Annotated in this window: 18 protein-coding genes; 11 read left to right on the top strand and 7 right to left on the bottom strand. The window is 68.2% G+C overall.

The features are described from left to right. Nucleotides 1-37: 37 nt before the first annotated feature. Nucleotides 38-1,306 carry a DUF3667 domain-containing protein gene (locus FMM06_RS13805; RefSeq protein WP_144334922.1) on the bottom strand — a complete coding sequence of 423 codons (1,269 nt, stop codon included), beginning with the start codon at nt 1,304-1,306 and terminating at the stop codon, nt 38-40. Nucleotides 1,307-1,450: 144 nt separating this feature from the next. Here FMM06_RS13805 and ssb point away from each other — a divergent pair, with 144 nt between their 5' ends. Next, complete coding sequence (ssb, locus tag FMM06_RS13800; protein WP_185965190.1) at nt 1,451-1,960, top strand: single-stranded DNA-binding protein; 510 nt, start codon at nt 1,451-1,453, stop codon at nt 1,958-1,960. Nucleotides 1,961-1,964: 4 nt separating this feature from the next. On the opposite strand, the gene FMM06_RS13795 is transcribed toward ssb, so the two are convergent. Both FMM06_RS13795 and FMM06_RS13790 read right to left on the bottom strand, forming a co-directional pair. Further along, entirely contained in the window at nt 1,965-2,474 is a 510-nt protein-coding gene (locus FMM06_RS13795; RefSeq protein WP_144334921.1) for a YceD family protein, read from the bottom strand. After that, nucleotides 2,474-2,968, bottom strand: coding sequence for a ubiquinol-cytochrome C chaperone family protein (locus FMM06_RS13790; protein ID WP_144334920.1), 495 nt, complete (start codon nt 2,966-2,968; stop codon nt 2,474-2,476). The genes FMM06_RS13795 and FMM06_RS13790 overlap by 1 nt, the downstream gene beginning before the upstream one ends. 94 nt (nt 2,969-3,062) lie before the next feature. Between FMM06_RS13790 and FMM06_RS13785 the strand changes: the two genes are divergently transcribed. Both FMM06_RS13785 and FMM06_RS13780 read left to right on the top strand, forming a co-directional pair. Beyond that, nucleotides 3,063-3,542, top strand: coding sequence for an outer membrane protein assembly factor BamE (locus FMM06_RS13785; protein WP_144334919.1), 480 nt, complete (start codon nt 3,063-3,065; stop codon nt 3,540-3,542). A 133-nt stretch (nt 3,543-3,675) separates the two neighbouring features. Beyond that, the gene (locus FMM06_RS13780) at nt 3,676-4,572 is read left to right on the top strand and encodes a histone deacetylase family protein (RefSeq protein WP_407925200.1); all 897 of its coding nucleotides are present in this window, start codon (nt 3,676-3,678) and stop codon (nt 4,570-4,572) included. 37 nt (nt 4,573-4,609) lie between these two features. On the opposite strand, the gene FMM06_RS13775 is transcribed toward FMM06_RS13780, so the two are convergent. Further along, a complete protein-coding gene (locus FMM06_RS13775) occupies nt 4,610-5,143 on the bottom strand; it encodes a hypothetical protein (RefSeq protein ID WP_144334918.1) in 534 nt (177 codons plus the stop codon). Between the two features lie 198 nt (nt 5,144-5,341). On the opposite strand from FMM06_RS13775, the gene FMM06_RS13770 reads away from it, so the two are divergent. The 3 genes from FMM06_RS13770 to FMM06_RS13760 are packed head-to-tail and all read left to right on the top strand — an operon-like array spanning nt 5,342 to nt 8,531. Next, nucleotides 5,342-7,222 (top strand): 2-oxoacid:acceptor oxidoreductase subunit alpha, encoded by a 1,881-nt coding sequence (locus FMM06_RS13770; protein WP_144334917.1) that lies wholly within the window; start codon nt 5,342-5,344, stop codon nt 7,220-7,222. Next, a complete protein-coding gene (locus FMM06_RS13765) occupies nt 7,219-7,506 on the top strand; it encodes a hypothetical protein (protein WP_144334916.1) in 288 nt (95 codons plus the stop codon). Before FMM06_RS13770 ends, FMM06_RS13765 begins: the two co-directional genes overlap by 4 nt. Further along, nucleotides 7,503-8,531, top strand: a complete 1,029-nt coding sequence (locus tag FMM06_RS13760) for a 2-oxoacid:ferredoxin oxidoreductase subunit beta (protein WP_144334915.1) — start codon at nt 7,503-7,505, stop codon at nt 8,529-8,531. The genes FMM06_RS13765 and FMM06_RS13760 overlap by 4 nt, the downstream gene beginning before the upstream one ends. Here FMM06_RS13760 and FMM06_RS13755 read toward each other — a convergent pair. Both FMM06_RS13755 and FMM06_RS13750 read right to left on the bottom strand, forming a co-directional pair. Further along, nucleotides 8,503-9,408 carry an alpha/beta fold hydrolase gene (locus tag FMM06_RS13755; RefSeq protein WP_185965189.1) on the bottom strand — a complete coding sequence of 302 codons (906 nt, stop codon included), beginning with the start codon at nt 9,406-9,408 and terminating at the stop codon, nt 8,503-8,505. The genes FMM06_RS13760 and FMM06_RS13755 overlap by 29 nt on opposite strands. Continuing rightward, nucleotides 9,405-10,244, bottom strand: coding sequence for an ABC transporter permease (locus FMM06_RS13750; RefSeq protein ID WP_235889317.1), 840 nt, complete (start codon nt 10,242-10,244; stop codon nt 9,405-9,407). The genes FMM06_RS13755 and FMM06_RS13750 overlap by 4 nt, the downstream gene beginning before the upstream one ends. Before the next feature lie 75 nt (nt 10,245-10,319). On the opposite strand from FMM06_RS13750, the gene FMM06_RS13745 reads away from it, so the two are divergent. The 5 genes from FMM06_RS13745 (at nt 10,320) to FMM06_RS13725 (ending at nt 15,813) form a co-directional block, all read left to right on the top strand. Then, a complete protein-coding gene (locus FMM06_RS13745; RefSeq protein ID WP_144334913.1) occupies nt 10,320-10,859 on the top strand; it encodes a GcrA family cell cycle regulator in 540 nt (179 codons plus the stop codon). Between the two features lie 86 nt (nt 10,860-10,945). Then, complete coding sequence (locus FMM06_RS13740) at nt 10,946-11,914, top strand: alpha/beta fold hydrolase (protein WP_144334912.1); 969 nt, start codon at nt 10,946-10,948, stop codon at nt 11,912-11,914. Between the two features lie 93 nt (nt 11,915-12,007). Continuing rightward, the gene (locus FMM06_RS17270) at nt 12,008-12,727 is read left to right on the top strand and encodes a PEPxxWA-CTERM sorting domain-containing protein (protein ID WP_144334911.1); all 720 of its coding nucleotides are present in this window, start codon (nt 12,008-12,010) and stop codon (nt 12,725-12,727) included. 75 nt (nt 12,728-12,802) lie between these two features. Further along, on the top strand, nt 12,803-14,713 hold the full coding sequence (locus FMM06_RS13730; protein WP_144334910.1) for an ABC-F family ATP-binding cassette domain-containing protein: 1,911 nt from the start codon (nt 12,803-12,805) through the stop codon (nt 14,711-14,713). Between the two features lie 113 nt (nt 14,714-14,826). Next, the gene (locus FMM06_RS13725; protein WP_144334909.1) at nt 14,827-15,813 is read left to right on the top strand and encodes a GGDEF domain-containing protein; all 987 of its coding nucleotides are present in this window, start codon (nt 14,827-14,829) and stop codon (nt 15,811-15,813) included. 3 nt (nt 15,814-15,816) lie between these two features. Here FMM06_RS13725 and FMM06_RS13720 read toward each other — a convergent pair whose 3' ends face one another. Beyond that, the gene (locus tag FMM06_RS13720) at nt 15,817-16,890 is read right to left on the bottom strand and encodes a M23 family metallopeptidase (RefSeq protein ID WP_235889316.1); all 1,074 of its coding nucleotides are present in this window, start codon (nt 16,888-16,890) and stop codon (nt 15,817-15,819) included. Nucleotides 16,891-17,176 lie beyond the last annotated feature (286 nt).

The following is a 17,176-nucleotide window of genomic DNA, read 5'->3' as shown; positions in this document are numbered from 1 at the left end:
GAGCGGACGCGCCTGCTCGTCGTCGATCGGCCGCCTGCTAGTCGGCCAGTCCCAGGATGACGATCAGCGTCGCGAAGAGCGCCAGGATGACGATCGTCGCCTGGCTCAGCACGGCGGCACGCCACAGCGCTCCCCAGGTCGACAGGCGGTAACCGCCCTTCAGCTGGAAATACATGTGCACCGGCGGCACCAGGGTGAGCAGGCCAATGCTGCCGATCGCCGGGCCGCCCATGCCTTCCAGCGCGTTGGTCGCCTTGACCAGCAGCACCGCCAGCACCAGCAGTAGCGACATGAACGACAACGAGTAGAGCGTGAACACGACATGGTCGTAGGTCGTCGTGTCGCGCCGCCAGAAGAACATCAGCCACAGCACCGGCAGCGACAGCGGGATCAGCAGAAAGCTCAGCTTGTACGCCTTCTGCTGGATCCGGTAGAGCGCGAAATCGGGATTTTCCAGCGCCTTGCGGATGTTCTCATTGGCGCCAGGGATGCCCGAATTGATGTTGAGCTGGCCGGTGCGCGCCTGCTCGGCCAACTCCTCCTTCCAGCTCTTGGCGGGCAACTGGACCTCGACCTTGCCGGGCTCGACGCTCAGCTTGCCCTTGCCGTCGGTCTGCTTCGCCTCCGCGGTCTCGAAGCGGCGCAAATTGGCTTCGGCGATGCGCAAGGCGAGGCGCTCGGCGGCGAGATTGTTCGACGCGGTGCGGATCGTCTCAGCATCTCCGCCGGTCTTCGCCTCGGCCAACTCGACCTCGCTGCCGACGATGTCGGCCTTGATGCCGTCGACCGCCTCGCGCGCATCGGCAACCGTCTGAACATTCGAGCCCTTTGCCGGCGCACTGCCGAAATCGGGTGCGCCGACGAAGCCGAAGACGAAGAACATCAGGAACATGCTGAGCAGGAACAGCGCGATCGGCGCGATGTAGCGCGCGCGCTTGCCGTGGATATAATCCCAGGTCAGCTTGCCCGGGCGAAAGGCGAGCAGCGGCAGTGTGCGCCATGCCTTGGAATCGAAGTGCCAGATGCCGTGCAGGAACTCTTCGAAGACATGGCCGACGCTGCGGTGGACGTGCCCCTGCTGGCCGCAGGCGTGGCAGAAATCGCCGACCAGCACGGTCTCGCAGTTGGCGCAGGCGCCCTCGGTGTGCCCCTCGACGACGTGCGCCGCTTTCTTCGGCTTCCACCAGCGCGCCTTTTCGGCCGCGGCCTCGCGCGCCAGGCGGCGGCGTACCGACGGCTTGTCGAGCTCGGACGCCGCCAGACCGGCGGTCGCAAGCGCCCCGAACGCTTCGATTTCGTTACTCATTCGCCCGGGCTCCCCGCCGCTGCGGCAAGCGTGACGCAAGGGCGTCGCCTTTTCAAGCGGCGACGCCTAGATTTCGGACTCGACGAGTCGCACCCTGCGGTTTAATGTTCATTATACGTTCTTTTGGATCGAAAGGCACTGCACATGGGCGTCAACAAGGTCATTTTGGTCGGCCGGCTGGGCAAGGATCCCGAGACCAAGGAGTTCGGCAACGGCGGCCGCGTCGTCAAGTTCAGCCTCGCGACCTCGGAGACGTGGCGCGACAAGAACTCGGGCGAGCGCAAGGAAAAGACCGAGTGGCATAACGTCGTGATCTTCAACGAAGGCATCGGCAAGATCGCCAGCCAGTATCTGAAGAAGGGCAGCGAGGTGTACCTCGAGGGCTCGCTGCAGACACGCAAGTGGCAGGACCAGTCGGGCGCCGACAAGTACACGACCGAGGTCGTGCTGCAGAACTTCAACTCCAACATGACGCTGCTCGGCGGCCGTGACAGCGGCGACGGCGAGCGGTCGGGTGGCGGCGGCTACGGCGGCGGCGAGCGCTCGGGCGGCGGCGGCGGTGGCTTCAACGGCAACAGCGGCCCGGCGAAGAAGCCGGCGTACGGCGGCGGCAGCGACTTCGCCGACGACCTCGACGACGACGTGCCGTTCTGAGGGCTCAGCTGCCCTTCAGCACCCCGAACGGATTGGGCCGCTTGAGCGGTACGACCTGGTCCTCGGGCACGACCTCGGGGGGCAGGGCGGCGCCGTCGGCGCGGGGGTAGGGGTCGAGCGCGAGGCCCAGGCTCTGCGCTACCGCCTCGCCCAGGTCGATGTCGTCCCCGTCCATCGGCAGCGTGTCGAGGTCGGCGTCGGTCAGCTCGACCTCGTCCGCCGCGACGTGCGCGACCGCGGTGAAGCGCAGCTCCAGCGGCTCGTCGAGGTCGAACGCCACCGGCGCACCGGTCAGCCCGCACGCCTGCGCGCCGCCCGCGCGGAACCGCCCGGTGACTTGCACTCCGCCCGAGACGGCGCGCGCGCTGACATTCGCCTCCAGCCGGTCGAGCGCCAGCAGGTCGAAGCGCTTCGCCAGCGCCGTGCGCTCTTTCTCCGTCGCCGCGAGGCTCTGCGTCCGCGGTGCAGCGCCGATCTCGTGGGCGTGCAGGATGTGCGAGAATTCGGGTGTCATCACAGGCTCCCCTGCCGCAGCGTGTCGAGCGGCACGGCGTCGATGCGGCGCGCCAGGTCGCGAACCCGCGCCTCGGCCCAGGCCAGCGCCTCGGGCGCCACGGTGCCGCGGTACAGGTTGCGCTCCAGAGCCTCGGCCAGATCGGCGCTTCCGCCCAGCGCGTCGCGATACGCCCCCAGCCTTCCGCCGAGCGCCGAGACCATGTGCCCGACCTGCTTGCCGACCGTCGGATCACCCATGCCGAGCTGGCGCATCGACCCGTCCATGTCGGCGATGAAGCGCTCGGTCAGGTCGACCGAGTCCTGCGGGGTGCCGACGCTCTCCAGCCGGAGCAGCACCAGCGCGGTGACCAGCGCCACCATGTCGAAGCGGCCGTCGGTGGTGTCGGGCACCTGCCCCGCCTCGTACCAGGCGGGCTCGCGCGCCTGCACGACGATGCTGCGGTACAGCGCGTCGAGCGGCGGCGCGCTGCGGAGGCGGAAGGGCCATTTCATGGCTGCGGCTTGTCGGGTGTCATGCCTTGCCATATTGAGGCGGCGAAGCGGCGGCGCAAGCGTGCGCGCAGGCCCGCGTGCAGGAGTTCAGCCCATGCGGGCAGCAACAATCATCGTGGTCGCGGCGCTCGTCGCGCTGCCGGCGTGCAGCCGGATCCAGCAGAACCAGGGTTATATCGTCGACGAATCCCTCGTCGCGGCGATCCAGCCGGGCGTCGACAACAAGGATTCGGTCGCGAAGACGCTAGGCCGCCCGACGTTCGCCAGCGAGTTCGACGGCAACAGCTGGTACTATGTGTCGCGCAACACGACGCAGCTGGCGTTCGCCGCGCCAAAGGCGAAGACCCAGTCGATCATCCGCGTCCAGTTCGACGCGAAGAACAACGTCAGCGCGATCGATCGTCGCGGGCTCGAGCAGGTCGCCAGCATCGACCCCGAGAGCGACAAGACCCCGACGCTGGGCCGGGACAAGTCGCTGCTGGAGGATCTGTTCGGCAACATCGGCGCAGTCGGCGCCGGCGGATCGAGCGCCGGCGGCGACCCGAGCAATACCGGACGCGACGGGCCGCGCTGACCGTCCTTTTCCGTCATCCCCGCGCAGGCGGGGACCCAAGGTCACGATCTTGGTCTAGGCAATCACAGCCTAGCGCGGTGGCTGTGACATTGGGTCCCCGCCTGCGCGGGGATGACGAAGTATGATGGGTCGCATGACCTTCGCGCTCGTCCACCACTCAGACTACACCGCGCCGCTGCCGCCTGGGCACAGCTTCCCGATGGACAAGTACGGCGCGGTGATGCGCCTGCTCGAGGGCGCGAATTGCGACCTGCACGTGCCCGAGTCTGCGCCGCCGGCGTGGCTGGAGGCGGTGCACGACCCCGATTACGTCGCCGCGGTGCTCGACGGCAGCCTAGCGCCCGAAATCCAGCGTCGCATCGGCTTTCCGGTCACCGACCGCATCGCGCGCCGCTCGCGGCTGGTCTGCGGCGGGACGCATCTGGCCGCCACCCTCGCGCTGGCCAGCGGCTTCGCGGTCAACAGCGCCGGGGGCAGCCACCACGCCGGGCCGGGGGGCGGGGCAGGCTATTGCGTATTCAACGACCTCGCCGTCGCGGCCGCGCGACTGCTGGCGGAGGGAGCCGTCCACCGGCTGCTGGTCGTCGACCTCGACGTCCACCAGGGCGACGGCACCGCCGCGATCTTCGCCGGCGAGCCGCGCGTCGCGACCTTCTCGATGCACGCCGCGAAGAACTTTCCCGTCCGCAAGGCCGTCTCGACGCGCGACGTCGACCTGCCCGACGGCACGGGCGATGTCGAGTATCTGTGCATCCTCGCCGACGAGCTGCCTGCCCTCATCGACGCGCATCGGCCCGACCTCGTGCTGTACCAAGCGGGCGTCGATCCGCACGCCGACGACCGGCTGGGGCGGCTCGCGCTCAGCGACGAGGGGCTGAGGCTGCGCGACGACCATGTCGTGACGACATGCCGCGCCCGCGGTGTGCCGGTCGCCGCGACGCTGGGCGGCGGCTACGGCCGCGACGTGCGGGTGATCGCCGAGCGGCACGTCCGCGGCGTGCTGGCGATGGCGGAAGCCGCTGCGCGCTAACGAAAGCTGGCCGTGAAGTTCAGTGCGTAAGGAAGAATCAGCAGGATAGCATCGCCAGATTAATCCATTTGGACCGGGTGACGACGATCACGCCGACAGCGGCGAAGAACAGCAACGGCTGCCAGAACTCGCCCGGCGTCGTCCAGACATGCAGGCGCGCGGCGCGTCCCGCCGCGTTCAACGACGGAAGCAGCTCGAACGCCAGCAGACCCGCGACCGTCATCAGGCCGAGCACCAGCCGCCGATGACGGAGGTACACCGCATCGAAGTCCGGCTCGGCCTGAAAGTCCCGCGGGAAGACCGCGCTCGCCGCGACATAATAGAGCGACGAGATCAGCAGTCCGATGATCAGCATGCCGTAGCTGGGCTCATAGGCCTGCAACCGGACGAATGCGCTCATCCAGAAATTGGCGAGGTCGAACAGCATCAGGATTGCGAGGGCCGGGACCAACCATCCGACGCGGACGGCGCCACGGTTGTGAACCAGTCTGGCGAAGCCCGAGATGATCTCCACCACCGACAGGCCGAGCACCAGTCCGTACAGCGAAAAGAAGAATTCGAACCCGCTCACACCAGCCGCCCCCGCGATGCCCGGTCTCGCAGGATGACCCGGCGTCCGCAAGTGTAACGAGATTGACGTCCGCTCAGAGTAAAATCGGAACTGCGAATGCGCCCCGTGGCCGCAGGTATCGCGGAGAAAATCTTCTTGGACCCCCCGTCCGCCGGGGCGTAAAGCGCACGCCACAAAAGCGCACATCGGAATCAGTGAATGGCAACGGCCTTCAACGACGTCTTCGAAACCCAGAACAACCAGCCTGCCGAAGCCGAAGCGGTCGTCGTCCGTTTCGCGGGCGACTCGGGCGACGGCATGCAGCTGACCGGAGGGCAGTTCACTCTGTCGTCGGCGCTGAGCGGCAACGACTTCGCGACCTTCCCCGATTTTCCCGCCGAAATCCGCGCGCCGCAGGGCACGACCTTCGGCGTCTCGGCGTTCCAGATCAACTTCGGCTCGGTCGACATCGAGACCGCTGGCGACGAGCCCGATGTGCTGGTCGCGATGAACCCGGCGGCGCTCAGGACCAACATCCAGTCGCTCAAGAAGGGCGGGCTGGCGATCATCGACACCGGCGAGTTCGGCGCGCGCAACCTAGCGAAGGCCGGCTATGCGGTGAACCCGCTGACCGACGACAGCCTGGCGCAGTGGCAGATCCTGGCGTTCGACATCAGCGCGCAGACGCTCGCCGCGGTGAAGCCCTTCGGCCTTGGCAACAAGGAGGCGCTGCGCTGCAAGAACATGTGGACTCTGGGCCTCGCGCTCTGGATGTTCGACCGCGACCGCGCGCCGCTGATCGCGTGGCTGCAGTCGAAGTTCTCGAAGAACCCGGTGCTGGCGCAGGCCAATGCCGCGGCGCTCAACGCGGGTCATGCGTATGGCGAGACCGCGGAGATCGGCGGGCCGCTCAAGCAGTATCACGTCGACGCGGCGGTCGCGGAGCCCGGCTATTACCGCACCGTCACCGGCGGTGAGAGCCTCGCGCTCGGCCTCGTCGCGGGCGCCAAGCTGGCGGGGCTGGAGATGTTCTTCGGCTCGTACCCGATCACCCCCGCCTCGCCGATCCTGCACAATCTGGCGCGGCTGAAGGAGTTCGGCGTCACCACCTTCCAAGCCGAGGACGAGATTGCCGCGATCTGCTCGGCGATCGGCGCGAGCTATGCCGGGCAGCTTGGCGTCACCTCGTCATCGGGCCCGGGCATCGCGCTGAAGGGCGAGGCGCTGGGGCTGGCGATCATCACCGAGCTGCCGCTGGTCATCGTCAACTCGCAGCGCGGCGGCCCCTCGACCGGCCTGCCGACCAAGACCGAGCAGTCCGACCTCTACCAGGCGGTGTACGGCCGCAACGGCGACGCGCCGCTGATCGTGCTCGCGACGCGCGCACCGAGCGACTGCTTCGACGTCGCGATCGAGGCGTGCCGCTTGGCGACGCAGTTCATGACCCCGGTGATGGTGCTGACCGATGGCTATATCGCGAATGCCGCCGAGCCGTGGCGCGTCCCTGACCGCGCCGAGTTCCACGCCTTCCCGGTCGACTTCGACGCCGAGCCCGACGCCGACGGCCGCGTGCTGCCTTATGCCCGCGACCCACAGACGCTGCGCCGCAAGTGGATCAAGCCCGGCACCCCCGGCATGATGCACCGCATCGGCGGCATCGAGAAGGCGATCGACACCGGCCACATCAATTACGAACCCGCCAACCACCAGGCGATGACCGACATCCGCAAGGCCAAGATCGACGGCGTCGCGAACTTCATCCCGCCGCAGGCGCCCGAGATCGGCAACTCCAAGGGCCGCCTCGCGGTCGTCGGCTGGGGGTCGACCTACGGCGCGATCCGCAAGGCGGTGCAGCGCGCCCGAGCCAAGGGCCTCGACGTCAGCCACATCCACATCCGCCACATCTGGCCGCTGCCGGCGAACCTGGGCGAGCTGCTGCGCGGGTACGACAAGGTGCTGGTGCCTGAAATGAACACCGGCCAGCTCAAGACCGTGCTGCGCGACCAGTATCTGATCGACGCCAGGCCCCTCAACAAGGTCAGCGGCCACCCCTTCAAGATTGCCGAGATCGAAGCCGCCATCGACGGGATGCTGGGGTGAACCGTCAGTGGTACGATGATCCGTATTGGACCAAAGCGCTTGATGCCTACCATCCGCTCAAGAGACGCGTTGGCGGCTTGCTAGCTCTTGATCTCGAAAAGGTCGAAGCTGCCATTTACGAAGATCCGAGCTTTGCTTTCCGTCTGCAGGCGGCGATGGCGGCTATCGATCAAGACGTGGACAACCCAGATCGACTCAGAGGTGTACCTAGGCTGATCATGGCAACACTCGTTCATATGCAGAAGATTAGCACAGCCAAGGCGTCGAAAGGCCCGATTGCATGAACGCCATGACCCCCATCACGCGCCCCGACGAGTGGGCGACCGACCAGGAGGTGCGCTGGTGCCCCGGGTGCGGTGACTATGCGATCCTGAAGGCGGTGCAGCGGACGATGCCGGACCTCGGCACGGCGCGCGAGAATACCGTGTTCGTCTCGGGCATCGGCTGCTCGTCGCGCTTCCCGTACTATATGGAGACCTACGGCTTCCACACGATCCACGGGCGTGCCCCGGCGGTGGCGACGGGGATCAAGCTGGCGAATCCCGAGCTCGACGTGTGGATCGTCACCGGCGACGGCGACGGGCTGTCGATCGGCGGCAACCACATGCTGCACCTGCTGCGCCGCAACCTCGACGTCCAGCTGCTGCTGTTCAACAACGAGATCTATGGCCTGACCAAGGGGCAGTATTCGCCGACCTCGCGCACCGGCACGCGCTCGCCCACCACGCCGTTCGGGTCGGTCGAGCGGCCGCTGGCACCGTGCGCCTTTGCGATGGGCGCGGGTGCGCGGTTCGTCGCGCGGACGATCGACACCGCGCAGAAGAACATGCCCGAGGTGCTGAAGCGCGCCCACGCGCACAAGGGCACGAGCTTTGTCGAGATCTTCCAGAACTGCATCGTCTACAATGCCGACGTGTTCGCTGCCTTCACCGAGAAGAAGAACGCTGCCGACAACCAGCTGTGGTGCGTTCACGGCCAGCCGCTGCTATTCGCGGGCGGTGCCAAGGGCCTGCGGCTCAACCACGAGACCGTCGAGCTCGAGGTTGTCGACATCGCGGTCGGCGACACGACCGAGGTGCTGATCCACGACGAGACCAACCGCGTCCAGGCGCAGTTCCTGATCGACATGCCGTTCGGGCCGTTCCCGATGGCGCTCGGCGTGCTCTATTGCGATCCGGCGACGAGCTTCGAGGTCGCGGTCGAGTCGCAGCGCAATCGCGTCGTGGGCGACAAGGTCGCGGATTTCAACGCGCTGCTCCGCAAGGGGCAGAGCTGGGAGATCAAGGCGAAGGAGCTGCGGGCCGTTTAGCTTCGGCGGTCACCTCGGCGACGGCGCTGGCCACCGCGTCGGGGGCGTCCTTCATAATGTTGTGCGAGGCACCCGCCAGCGTGCGCTGAACGCCTCTCGTCGAGCGCGCGGCGAGTTCGCGGTGCGCCGCCTCCCACCCCGGCGCCGCGGCGGCGGTCTGGCCGGCGGTCAGCACGACGAGCGGCAGGTCGCCGTGGCTGGTGCGCGTCGCGCGCAGTGCATCGCTGTTCGCGCCCGCGATGCTCGCATATTCGGATGCCAGCGTGCGCCAGTACGCGGGGTTGCGCTGGGCGGCCATCAGGACCTGCCCGAAGCTCGGCGAGACCCCGGCCGGCGCCTTCGTGCAGCGCGCGTCGCGCGGGTCGGCAGACGGCAGCTGGCGCTTTTCGGCGAGCACGGCGCAGCGCTCGTCGGCGGCGACCCGTGCCGCGACCGCGGCCTCCTGCCCCGCGAACTGCCCCTCGACGCTGGGGTCGAGCAGCACCAGCCCCGCGACGTTCGAAAAGCGCGGATCGGCGAACAGCCGCATCGTCATGCCGCCCGCCGAGTGCCCGACCAGGATGTACGGCGGCGCAAGCTTCGCGACGCGCAGCAGCGCCCGCAGGTCGGCAACGACGGCACGGCCGTCGCGGGGCATCGGCCCGGGGTCGCTGAACCCCAGCCCCGCACGGTCGTAGCTGCACACCCGGTTGGTGCGCGCGATGCGCGGCTGGACGTTCGCCCAACTCCACGTCGTCGCGGAGAAGCCCGACTCGAGGATGACCGTCGGCGTGCCCTTGCCCGTGCAGTAGAGGTTGAGCCGCCGACCGTCGGGCAGGCGCACGAGGCGCTGCGGCACCTCCCAAAAGGCGACTGCGGCGGGCGGGGCGTCGATCAAGCGCGGAGCCGCCAGCCCGACTTAAGCAGGCGGTAGCACACCACCCACAGCACGAGGTTCGCGACCAGCAGTACGATCGCGCCCTGCACCGCCAGCCCGTCGCTGACCCCCAGGAAGCCGTAGCGGAAGCCGTCGATAACGTAGAAGAACGGGTTCAGGTGGCTGACGATGCGCATCGTCTCGCTGACCCGGTCGATCGCGTAGAACGTGCCCGACAGCAATGTCAGCGGCTGCACGACGAAATTGGTCACCGCCGCGGCATGGTCGAACTTGTCGGCCCAGATTCCCGTCAGCACGCCGAGCAGCGCCAGCATCGCCGCCCCCATCGTGCCGAAATACAGCACGACCAGCGGATGCCGGATCGGCACGTCGACGCCGGGCGCGAGCAGCATCGCGAGCCACACCGCGACGCCGACCAGCCACGCCCGCGTCACCGCCCCCGCCACCCAGGCGCTCAGCAGCTCGCCGTGGCTCAGCGGCGGCATCAGCACGTCGACGATCGTGCCCTGCACCTTGGCGATCAGCAGCGTCGACGAGGTGTTGGCAAAACTGTTCTGGATCATCCCCATGACGATCAGGCCGGGCCCCAGGAAATCGACATAGGGCACGCCCATCACGCTGGGCCGCGCGCCGGTCATCGCGACCGCGAAGATCACGAGGAACAACAGCGTGGTGATCGCCGGCGCCCAGACGGTCTGCAACTGCACCTTGAAAAAGCGCCGGACCTCCTTCAAGTAGAGGGTCTTCAGGCCCTGCCAATTGACGCCGGTGATGATCATCACCCCCGGTTCGGCATGGCCGCTGTTCAGCGGTGGTTGGGCGGTCTTGTCGAGCATCCCCGTCCCTAGCGCCGGGCGGCATGCCCGGGCAAGGCGCAGCGACCGCCGGACGAGAATTAGGATTGCCGCCACATGTCGTGGACCGACGCCCGTATCGAGATGCTCCGCAACGGTTGGGAGCAAGGCCTGACCGCCAGCCAGATTGCCGAACAGCTGGGCGAGGGTATCAGCCGCAACGCCGTCATCGGCAAGGCGCACCGCCTCGGCCTGAAGGCGCGCCCGAGTCCCGTGAAGGGCGGCGACGCCGCTGCGATCGAGGGCGGTGCCGAGCGCATCGTCGCGGCAACCACGGCCGCCGTCGCCGCGATCGAGCCCGTCACCGCGGCGCCTGCCGCAGCCGTGCGCGCGCCGGCACCCGTGGTCCGCAAGGTCCGCCCCGCGGTCGCCGCCAAGCCCGCCAAGACCTCGCTGCTCGATCTGTCGGAAAAGATCTGCAAATGGCCGATCGGTCACCCCGGCGAGACCGACTTCCACTTCTGCGGCAAGCCGAGCAACACGGGCTTCCCCTATTGCAACGAGCATTGCCTGCTCGCGTACCAGGCCCAGCTCCCCCGCCGCGACCGCAACCGCGCCCCGCCGCCGGTGATGCCGGGCTTCGGACCGCGCCGCTAACCTAGGTTGCTGCACCGCAGCATTTTGTTCGGAACTCGCGTTCGCCTGTCCGGTTGAGGTGGCTCAGCCAATCGACGGGAACGAACATGACCGCTTTGCGGACCAACACCTATGTCCGCGCGGCAGCCGCCGCCACGGGCGTGCTCGGCGTCGCGGCGCTGTTGACTCGTATTCAGTCGAAGGCGGCCGAAAAGCGCTGGCCGGTCGTCGGGCGGATGATCGAGGTCGATGGGGTCGATTTGCAGGTGCTCGAGCGCGGGCAGGGTCGGCCGCTCGTGCTGGTCCACGGCAACGGCGCGATGATCGAGGACTGGCTGGCGAGCGGGCTGTTCGATGCGCTGGCCGCCAAATACCGCGTCATTGCCTTCGATCGCCCCGGTTGCGGCCATTCGAGCCGGCCGCGCGGGGGTGACTGGTCGGTCGAGGGGCAGGCGGCGGTGCTATCGGCGGCGTGCCACCAGCTCGGGATCGAGAAGCCGATCGTGTTGGGGCACAGCCTCGGGACCCTGGTCGCGCTGGCCTGGGCGCTCGATTATCCGGAGGCGGTCGCGGCGCTGGTGCTCGCCTCGGGCTATTATTACCCGACTGCGCGCGTCGATGCGGTGCTCTCGGGGGTGCCGGCGCTGCCGGTTGTCGGCGATGCGATGCGGCACACGATCTCGCCGCTGCTCGGCCGGGTTCAGGCACCGCTGGTGTTCAAGTTGATCTTCGCGCCCGGTGAGGTGCCCGACCGTTTCGAGGAGGGCTATCCGCTCGGCCTGTCGCTACGTCCACTACAGCTGCGCGCCACCGCCGCCGACGGCGCTGCGATGGTCGCCGCTGCCGCGCGACTCGCGCCGCGTTACGACGCGCTGACCCTGCCGGTCGGCGTTGTGGCAGGCACGGGCGACAAGCTGGTCGATTTCGACACGCACTCGGCGCGGCTGGCGCGCGAACTGCCGCACGCCTGGCTCGTCGCGGCGACCGATTGCGGGCACATGGTGCATTACCAGGCGTCCGAGCGCGTCTTGGCGGCGGTCGATCTCGCGGCCGCAGGTGCGCCGGTTCACCATTAAGTGCCGGGCGCCGAAAGTTTGTTTTTTTCTCTCTGACCCGTTTAAGCGCGCTGCGGCGCCTTAAGCGACAGGCCCTACACGAACGCATTTCTTGTGCGCGTGCCGGCCACAGAAGAGGGAAACAAGATGAACTTCAAGATCTTCGGGGCTGTTATTGCAGCAGGCATGATCTGCGCGGGACAGGCAAGCGCGACCGCCGTCGTCCTGACCTTCGATCCGGCCGGCTCCACGGGTGCTCAGCCGGCGTGCACCGGTACCGATGGCGGCCTGGTCGACCGGCTCTGCAACCATGTCGATTTTATCGGCGTCGATTATGGGACGACGGCGCAGCTCGGCGTCTCGTACAATGCCGGTGGCGTCGCGACGTCGCTGAGGGCGTACGATGCCGGCTTTTATTCAGGCGGGGCGTACAACGGCAGCGACGGCATGCAATTCTCGGACATCGTCTTCACGCCGACCGCGGGCAACGAGGTTTCGCTGACCAGCTGGTTCTACACCAACGGGTCGGCAACTTTCGTGCCTTACGAGTTCGAGGTGCGTGACGCGGCCAACAACCTCGTTTTGTCGCATACTGATACGACACGGGGCACGTTCAACGCCAACACGGCCTATTACAGCGGCCCACTGACTTTCCGTTTTCGCTCGGCGTCTGGCGGGATCGTTCTCGACAATCTCGCTGTCGACGTGCGTGGGATTGCGGTCGGCGGCGCGGTCCCCGAGCCTACCACCTGGGCGCTGATGATTGGCGGCTTTGCAGCGACCGGAATAGCTTCGCGTCGCCGCCGCCAGTCGCTGTGCGCCACGGAAGCGTAGGCCCTCGCCGGGGGGACGGAGGCGGTCCCCCCGACGCCCGTGACGGCGCGCGCTGCACCTGCTAAGTAGCCGCGCATGCTGACCATCGACGCCGTGACTGTCCGCCTCGGCGGGCGGGTGATCCTCGACCGTGCCACCGCCGCGCTGCCGGTACGCGCGCGCGTCGGGCTGATCGGCCGCAACGGTGCAGGCAAGTCGACGCTGATGAAGGTCGTCGCCGGGATGCTCGACCCGGACGAGGGCAATGTCTCGATGCCAAAGGCGTCGCGCCTTGGCTATGTCGCGCAGGAGGCTCCGGCAGGGACCGGCACGCCCTTCGAGACCGTCCTTGCCGCCGACACCGAGCGCGCCGCGCTGCTCGCCGAGGAGGAGGCGATGCACGCCACCGGTCACGACAGCAATGACGACGACCAGTTTCACATCGCCGAGATCCACGAGCGGCTGAACGCCATCGACGCGCACACCGCACCGGCGCGGGCCAGCCGCATCCTCGTCGGGCTCGGCTTCGACGAAGCGGCGCAGCATCGTCCGCTCGACAGTTTCTCGGGCGGCTGGAAGATGCGCGTCGCGCTTGCGTCGCTGCTGTTCTCCGGGCCCGACATGCTGCTGCTCGACGAGCCGTCGAACCACCTCGACCTCGAGGCGACTTTGTGGCTCGAGGATTTCCTGAAGTCGTATCGCGGCACGATCCTGGTGATCAGCCACGAGCGCGACCTGCTCAACAATGTCGTGGATTACATCCTCCACCTCGAGGGCGGCAAGACGACGCTCTACGCTGGCGGCTACGACGCGTTCGAACGGCAGCGGGCCGAGCGGCTGGCGCAGTTGGCGAGCGCGCGCGAGGCGCAGGCGGCGCAGCGTGCCAAGCTGCAGGACTATGTCGCGCGGAACAGCGCCCGCGCCTCGACCGCCAAGCAGGCGCAGTCGCGCCAGAAGGCGCTGGCGAAGATGCAGCCGATCGCCGAGGCCGCGAGCGACCCCACTTTGGTGTTCGACTTCCCGAGTCCGCAGGTGCTGCGCCCGCCGCTGATCCAGCTCGAAGGGGCGGCGGTCGGTTACGACGGCAAGCCGATCCTGCAGGGCCTCGACCTGCGCCTCGATCCCGACGACCGGCTCGCGCTGCTCGGGCGCAACGGCAACGGCAAGACGACGCTGGCGCGGCTGTTGTCCGGACAACTCGCCGCGATGGCGGGCAGCGTGGCGGCGCCGGGCAAGCTCAAGGTCGGCTATTTCACCCAGTACCAGGTCGAGGAGCTCGACACCGACGCGACGCCGCTCCAGCACATGAGCCGCTTGATGAAGGGCGGCACGCCGACCCAGGTGCGCTCGCAGCTAGGGCGCTTCGGCTTCTCGGGTGTCATGGCGGAGCAGAAGATCGGCAAGATGTCGGGCGGCGAGAAGGCGCGGCTGGCGCTGGCGCTGATCACCCGCGACGCGCCGCACCTGCTGATCCTCGACGAGCCGACCAACCACCTCGACGTCGATGCGCGCGAGGCGCTGGTCCAGGCATTGAACGAATATGGCGGCGCGGTGGTGGTGGTCAGCCATGACCGCCACATGCTCGAGGCGTCGGCCGACCGGCTGGTGCTCGTCGACAACGGGCGGGCGGCGGAGTTCGACGGCAGCCTCGACGATTATACCGCCCAGGTGCTCGGCAAGTCCGACGCGCCGCGCGCCGGCGGCCCGGCGTCGAAGCGCGACAAGAAGGACGAGCGGCGCGCGGCTGCTGCAGCACGCGAGGCGACGGCTTCACTGCGCAAGGCGGTGCAGGCGGCCGAGGCCGAGACCGCGAAATGGATGCAGCGGCGCCAGGCGATCGACCGTGCGCTGTTCGATCCGTCGACCGCGCTGCCCGGCGACGCCAAGCGCACGTCGGCCGAGTTGATGCGCGAGCGCGGCGACGTCGAACGGCGGCTGGCGGCGAGCGAGGCGGCATGGCTTGCGGCGAGCGAGGCATTGGACAGCGGCATGGCGGCTGCGGCTTAATTTTAACGCATTGGGTTTATAACGTAGCTTAGCGAGTGCGCTGTCATGGCGCGGAGTTGTTTGAACGGGGCGTAGGGACGATGGCGGGGCGAACGGGCCGGGGCGGCACGAACATGATTGCGGCGCAGCTGCGCGACGAAAACGGGCGTCAGTCGGCGCTCGACCGTTATGCCGTGCTCGACACCGCACCCGATGCCCGCTTCGATGCGATTACCGCGCTCGTCCGGGCCGTCTTCGAAGTGCCGATCGCGCTGGTGTCGCTGGTCGACCGGGAGCGGCAGTGGTTCAAGTCGTGCGACGGCCTGGAGGCCAGCGAGACGCCGCGTGTCTGGTCGCTCTGCACGCACACGATCCGGCAGCACACGCCGCTGACCGTATCGGACACGCACGCCGACCCGCGCTTCCGCGACAGTCCGCTGGTCGTCGGGCCGCCGCACATCCGCAGCTATGCCGGCGTGCCGCTGACGACGCCCGACGGCTACAATGTCGGGTCGCTGTGCGCGATCGACACCGTGCCGCGCGAGTTTACGGAGAGCCAGATCGAGATGCTGCGCGACTTCGGCCGCATCGTCATTGCCGAGCTCGAGCTGCGCCAGATCGCACAAAGCGACTTTCTGACCGGCGCGCTGAGCCGGCGCGGGTTCGTCTCGCGGCTCGACGCGGCAATCGAGCATCGCTTCGTCGCCCCGGCGGCGCTGGTGACGTTCGACATCGACCATTTCAAGCCGATCAACGACCGCTTCGGCCATCCCACCGGCGACGAGGTGCTGAAGCAAATCGCGCGGGCGTGCGCCGAGTCGCTGCGCAGCGGCGACAGCTTCGGGCGGATGGGCGGGGAGGAGTTCGCGCTGCTGCTGCCCGATACCGACGTCACCGCCGCACTCGCCGCCGCCGAACGCTGCCGCCGGGCGATTGCCGCGCTGTCGATCGACGTGGGCGAGGTGCTGAAGGTCACCGCGAGCTTCGGCATCGCGCCGCTGACCGATGCGGTGGCCGATACCGACGACTGGCTGTGCCACGCCGATGCCGCGCTGTATGCCGCGAAGGCCGGCGGTCGCAATCGCAGCCGCCTCAGCCGGCCGCTGGCGGTCGCGGCCTAGACCCTAGTTCCGGACGATCCGGCTCATCCCGCCCTGGCCGCCGGTCGCGGCGGCGAGGTCGAAGGTGACGTTGTCGTCTTCGGCGATCAGCGTCGCGTCGATCGGGCCCTGGGCCTCGCCGCGGTTCTGCGCCGCCAGCATGAAGGCCGAGGCGTCGAGATAGGGGCGCGGGTTGACCGCGCGGCCGTCGATGCGGATCTCGTAGTGGAGGTGGGTGCCGGTCGAGCGGCCGGTCGAGCCCATGCGGCCGATCATCTGGCCCTGGCGAACCTGCTCGCCGGGGCGCACCGTGATCGCCGACAAATGGCCGTAGCGCGTCGCGAGGCCCTTGCCGTGCGCCAGCTCGACGAGGTTGCCGTACGCGCCCGAGCGGCCGCCGGTGGTGACGAGGCCGTCGGCGGCGGCGTAGATCGGCTCACCGTGGCTGCCCGCCATGTCGAGGCCGGCGTGCATCGCGGTGTTGCCGGTGAACGGGTCGTAGCGGACGCCGTAGGTCGAGGTCGTGCTGAACGACTTGACGGGGACGTAGGACGGGATCGCGGCCATCGCGGTTTCGAGCGCGGCGAGCTTCTTCCAGCTGACGAACAGGCTCTTGAAGCGCGGATCGGCGTCGCTGGGGGCGTTGACGGGGACATAAGGCCCGCCGGTGCCGGTGATGTCGCTCTGCGCGACGAAACGATTGGGGTCGAGGCCGAGGCGGCGGAGCAGCGACTGGGTGCCCTGCAGGCGGGCGCGGGCGGCGTCGGTGGCCTTGTCGACGAAGGCGAGCTGCGCGTTCTCGACCTTGCGGAACGGCTCGAGCGCCGAGTCGACGGGGGCGGGTGCGGCATCGCGGGGCAGCATCGCGGCGAGGGTGCGCATGTCGCGCTTGCCGCCGAGGAGGCCTGCGAGGAAAGCCTGGCGCGCTTCGATCTTGGCGGCGGTGGTGGCGACGTTACCCTGCAACTGGACGGTGTTGGCCTTCAGCGTCTGGACCTGGGCCTGAAGCCGGTCGAGTTCGGCCTGCTTGGCGACCATTTCGGCATCGCGTCCGCCGACCATCGACGAAGCGGCGACCCCCAGCCAGCCCGCGATCAATGCTGCTCCACCCAATGCCATGACCTGTGTCGAACTCCCCAGTCGAAAGGTGCTGATGCCGCGGGCGCGGTGCCAGACGAGGATTTGCTCTGGAAAATGGCGCTCGGCCACGGCCGCTGCTGCGGCTTTCAGACGAACCACCGGACGTGACCCCCAATTGCGTCGCCGACGGCTGACCTCCGCCGACACCCTCATCAAGCATCGTCGCCGCGCCGCAGCAACCGCTGCGGGAGGGGGGAGGGACGAGCCGCGCTTAAGCTGCGGCGAAGTGAATAAATGTTCAGGC

Source organism: Glacieibacterium frigidum (genome assembly GCF_007097155.1).
Taxonomy (GTDB): Bacteria; Pseudomonadota; Alphaproteobacteria; order Sphingomonadales; family Sphingomonadaceae; genus Glacieibacterium; species Glacieibacterium frigidum.
Note: the sequence above shows the minus strand (reverse complement) of the source record. Positions and strands in the feature narration are given on the sequence as shown.

Coding starts and splice junctions, on each gene's coding strand:
- FMM06_RS13750 (WP_235889317.1), bottom strand. CDS start 10,244: ATGCTCGACAAGACCGCCCAACCACCGCTGAACAGCGGCCATGCCGAA.
- FMM06_RS13780 (WP_407925200.1), top strand. CDS start 3,676: ATGACCTTCGCGCTCGTCCACCACTCAGACTACACCGCGCCGCTGCCG.
- FMM06_RS13730 (WP_144334910.1), top strand. CDS start 12,803: ATGCTGACCATCGACGCCGTGACTGTCCGCCTCGGCGGGCGGGTGATC.
- FMM06_RS13740 (WP_144334912.1), top strand. CDS start 10,946: ATGACCGCTTTGCGGACCAACACCTATGTCCGCGCGGCAGCCGCCGCC.
- FMM06_RS13785 (WP_144334919.1), top strand. CDS start 3,063: ATGCGGGCAGCAACAATCATCGTGGTCGCGGCGCTCGTCGCGCTGCCG.
- FMM06_RS13770 (WP_144334917.1), top strand. CDS start 5,342: ATGGCAACGGCCTTCAACGACGTCTTCGAAACCCAGAACAACCAGCCT.
- FMM06_RS13745 (WP_144334913.1), top strand. CDS start 10,320: ATGTCGTGGACCGACGCCCGTATCGAGATGCTCCGCAACGGTTGGGAG.
- FMM06_RS13790 (WP_144334920.1), bottom strand. CDS start 2,968: ATGAAATGGCCCTTCCGCCTCCGCAGCGCGCCGCCGCTCGACGCGCTG.
- FMM06_RS13805 (WP_144334922.1), bottom strand. CDS start 1,306: ATGAGTAACGAAATCGAAGCGTTCGGGGCGCTTGCGACCGCCGGTCTG.
- ssb (WP_185965190.1), top strand. CDS start 1,451: ATGGGCGTCAACAAGGTCATTTTGGTCGGCCGGCTGGGCAAGGATCCC.
- FMM06_RS13760 (WP_144334915.1), top strand. CDS start 7,503: ATGAACGCCATGACCCCCATCACGCGCCCCGACGAGTGGGCGACCGAC.
- FMM06_RS13725 (WP_144334909.1), top strand. CDS start 14,827: ATGATTGCGGCGCAGCTGCGCGACGAAAACGGGCGTCAGTCGGCGCTC.
- FMM06_RS13795 (WP_144334921.1), bottom strand. CDS start 2,474: ATGACACCCGAATTCTCGCACATCCTGCACGCCCACGAGATCGGCGCT.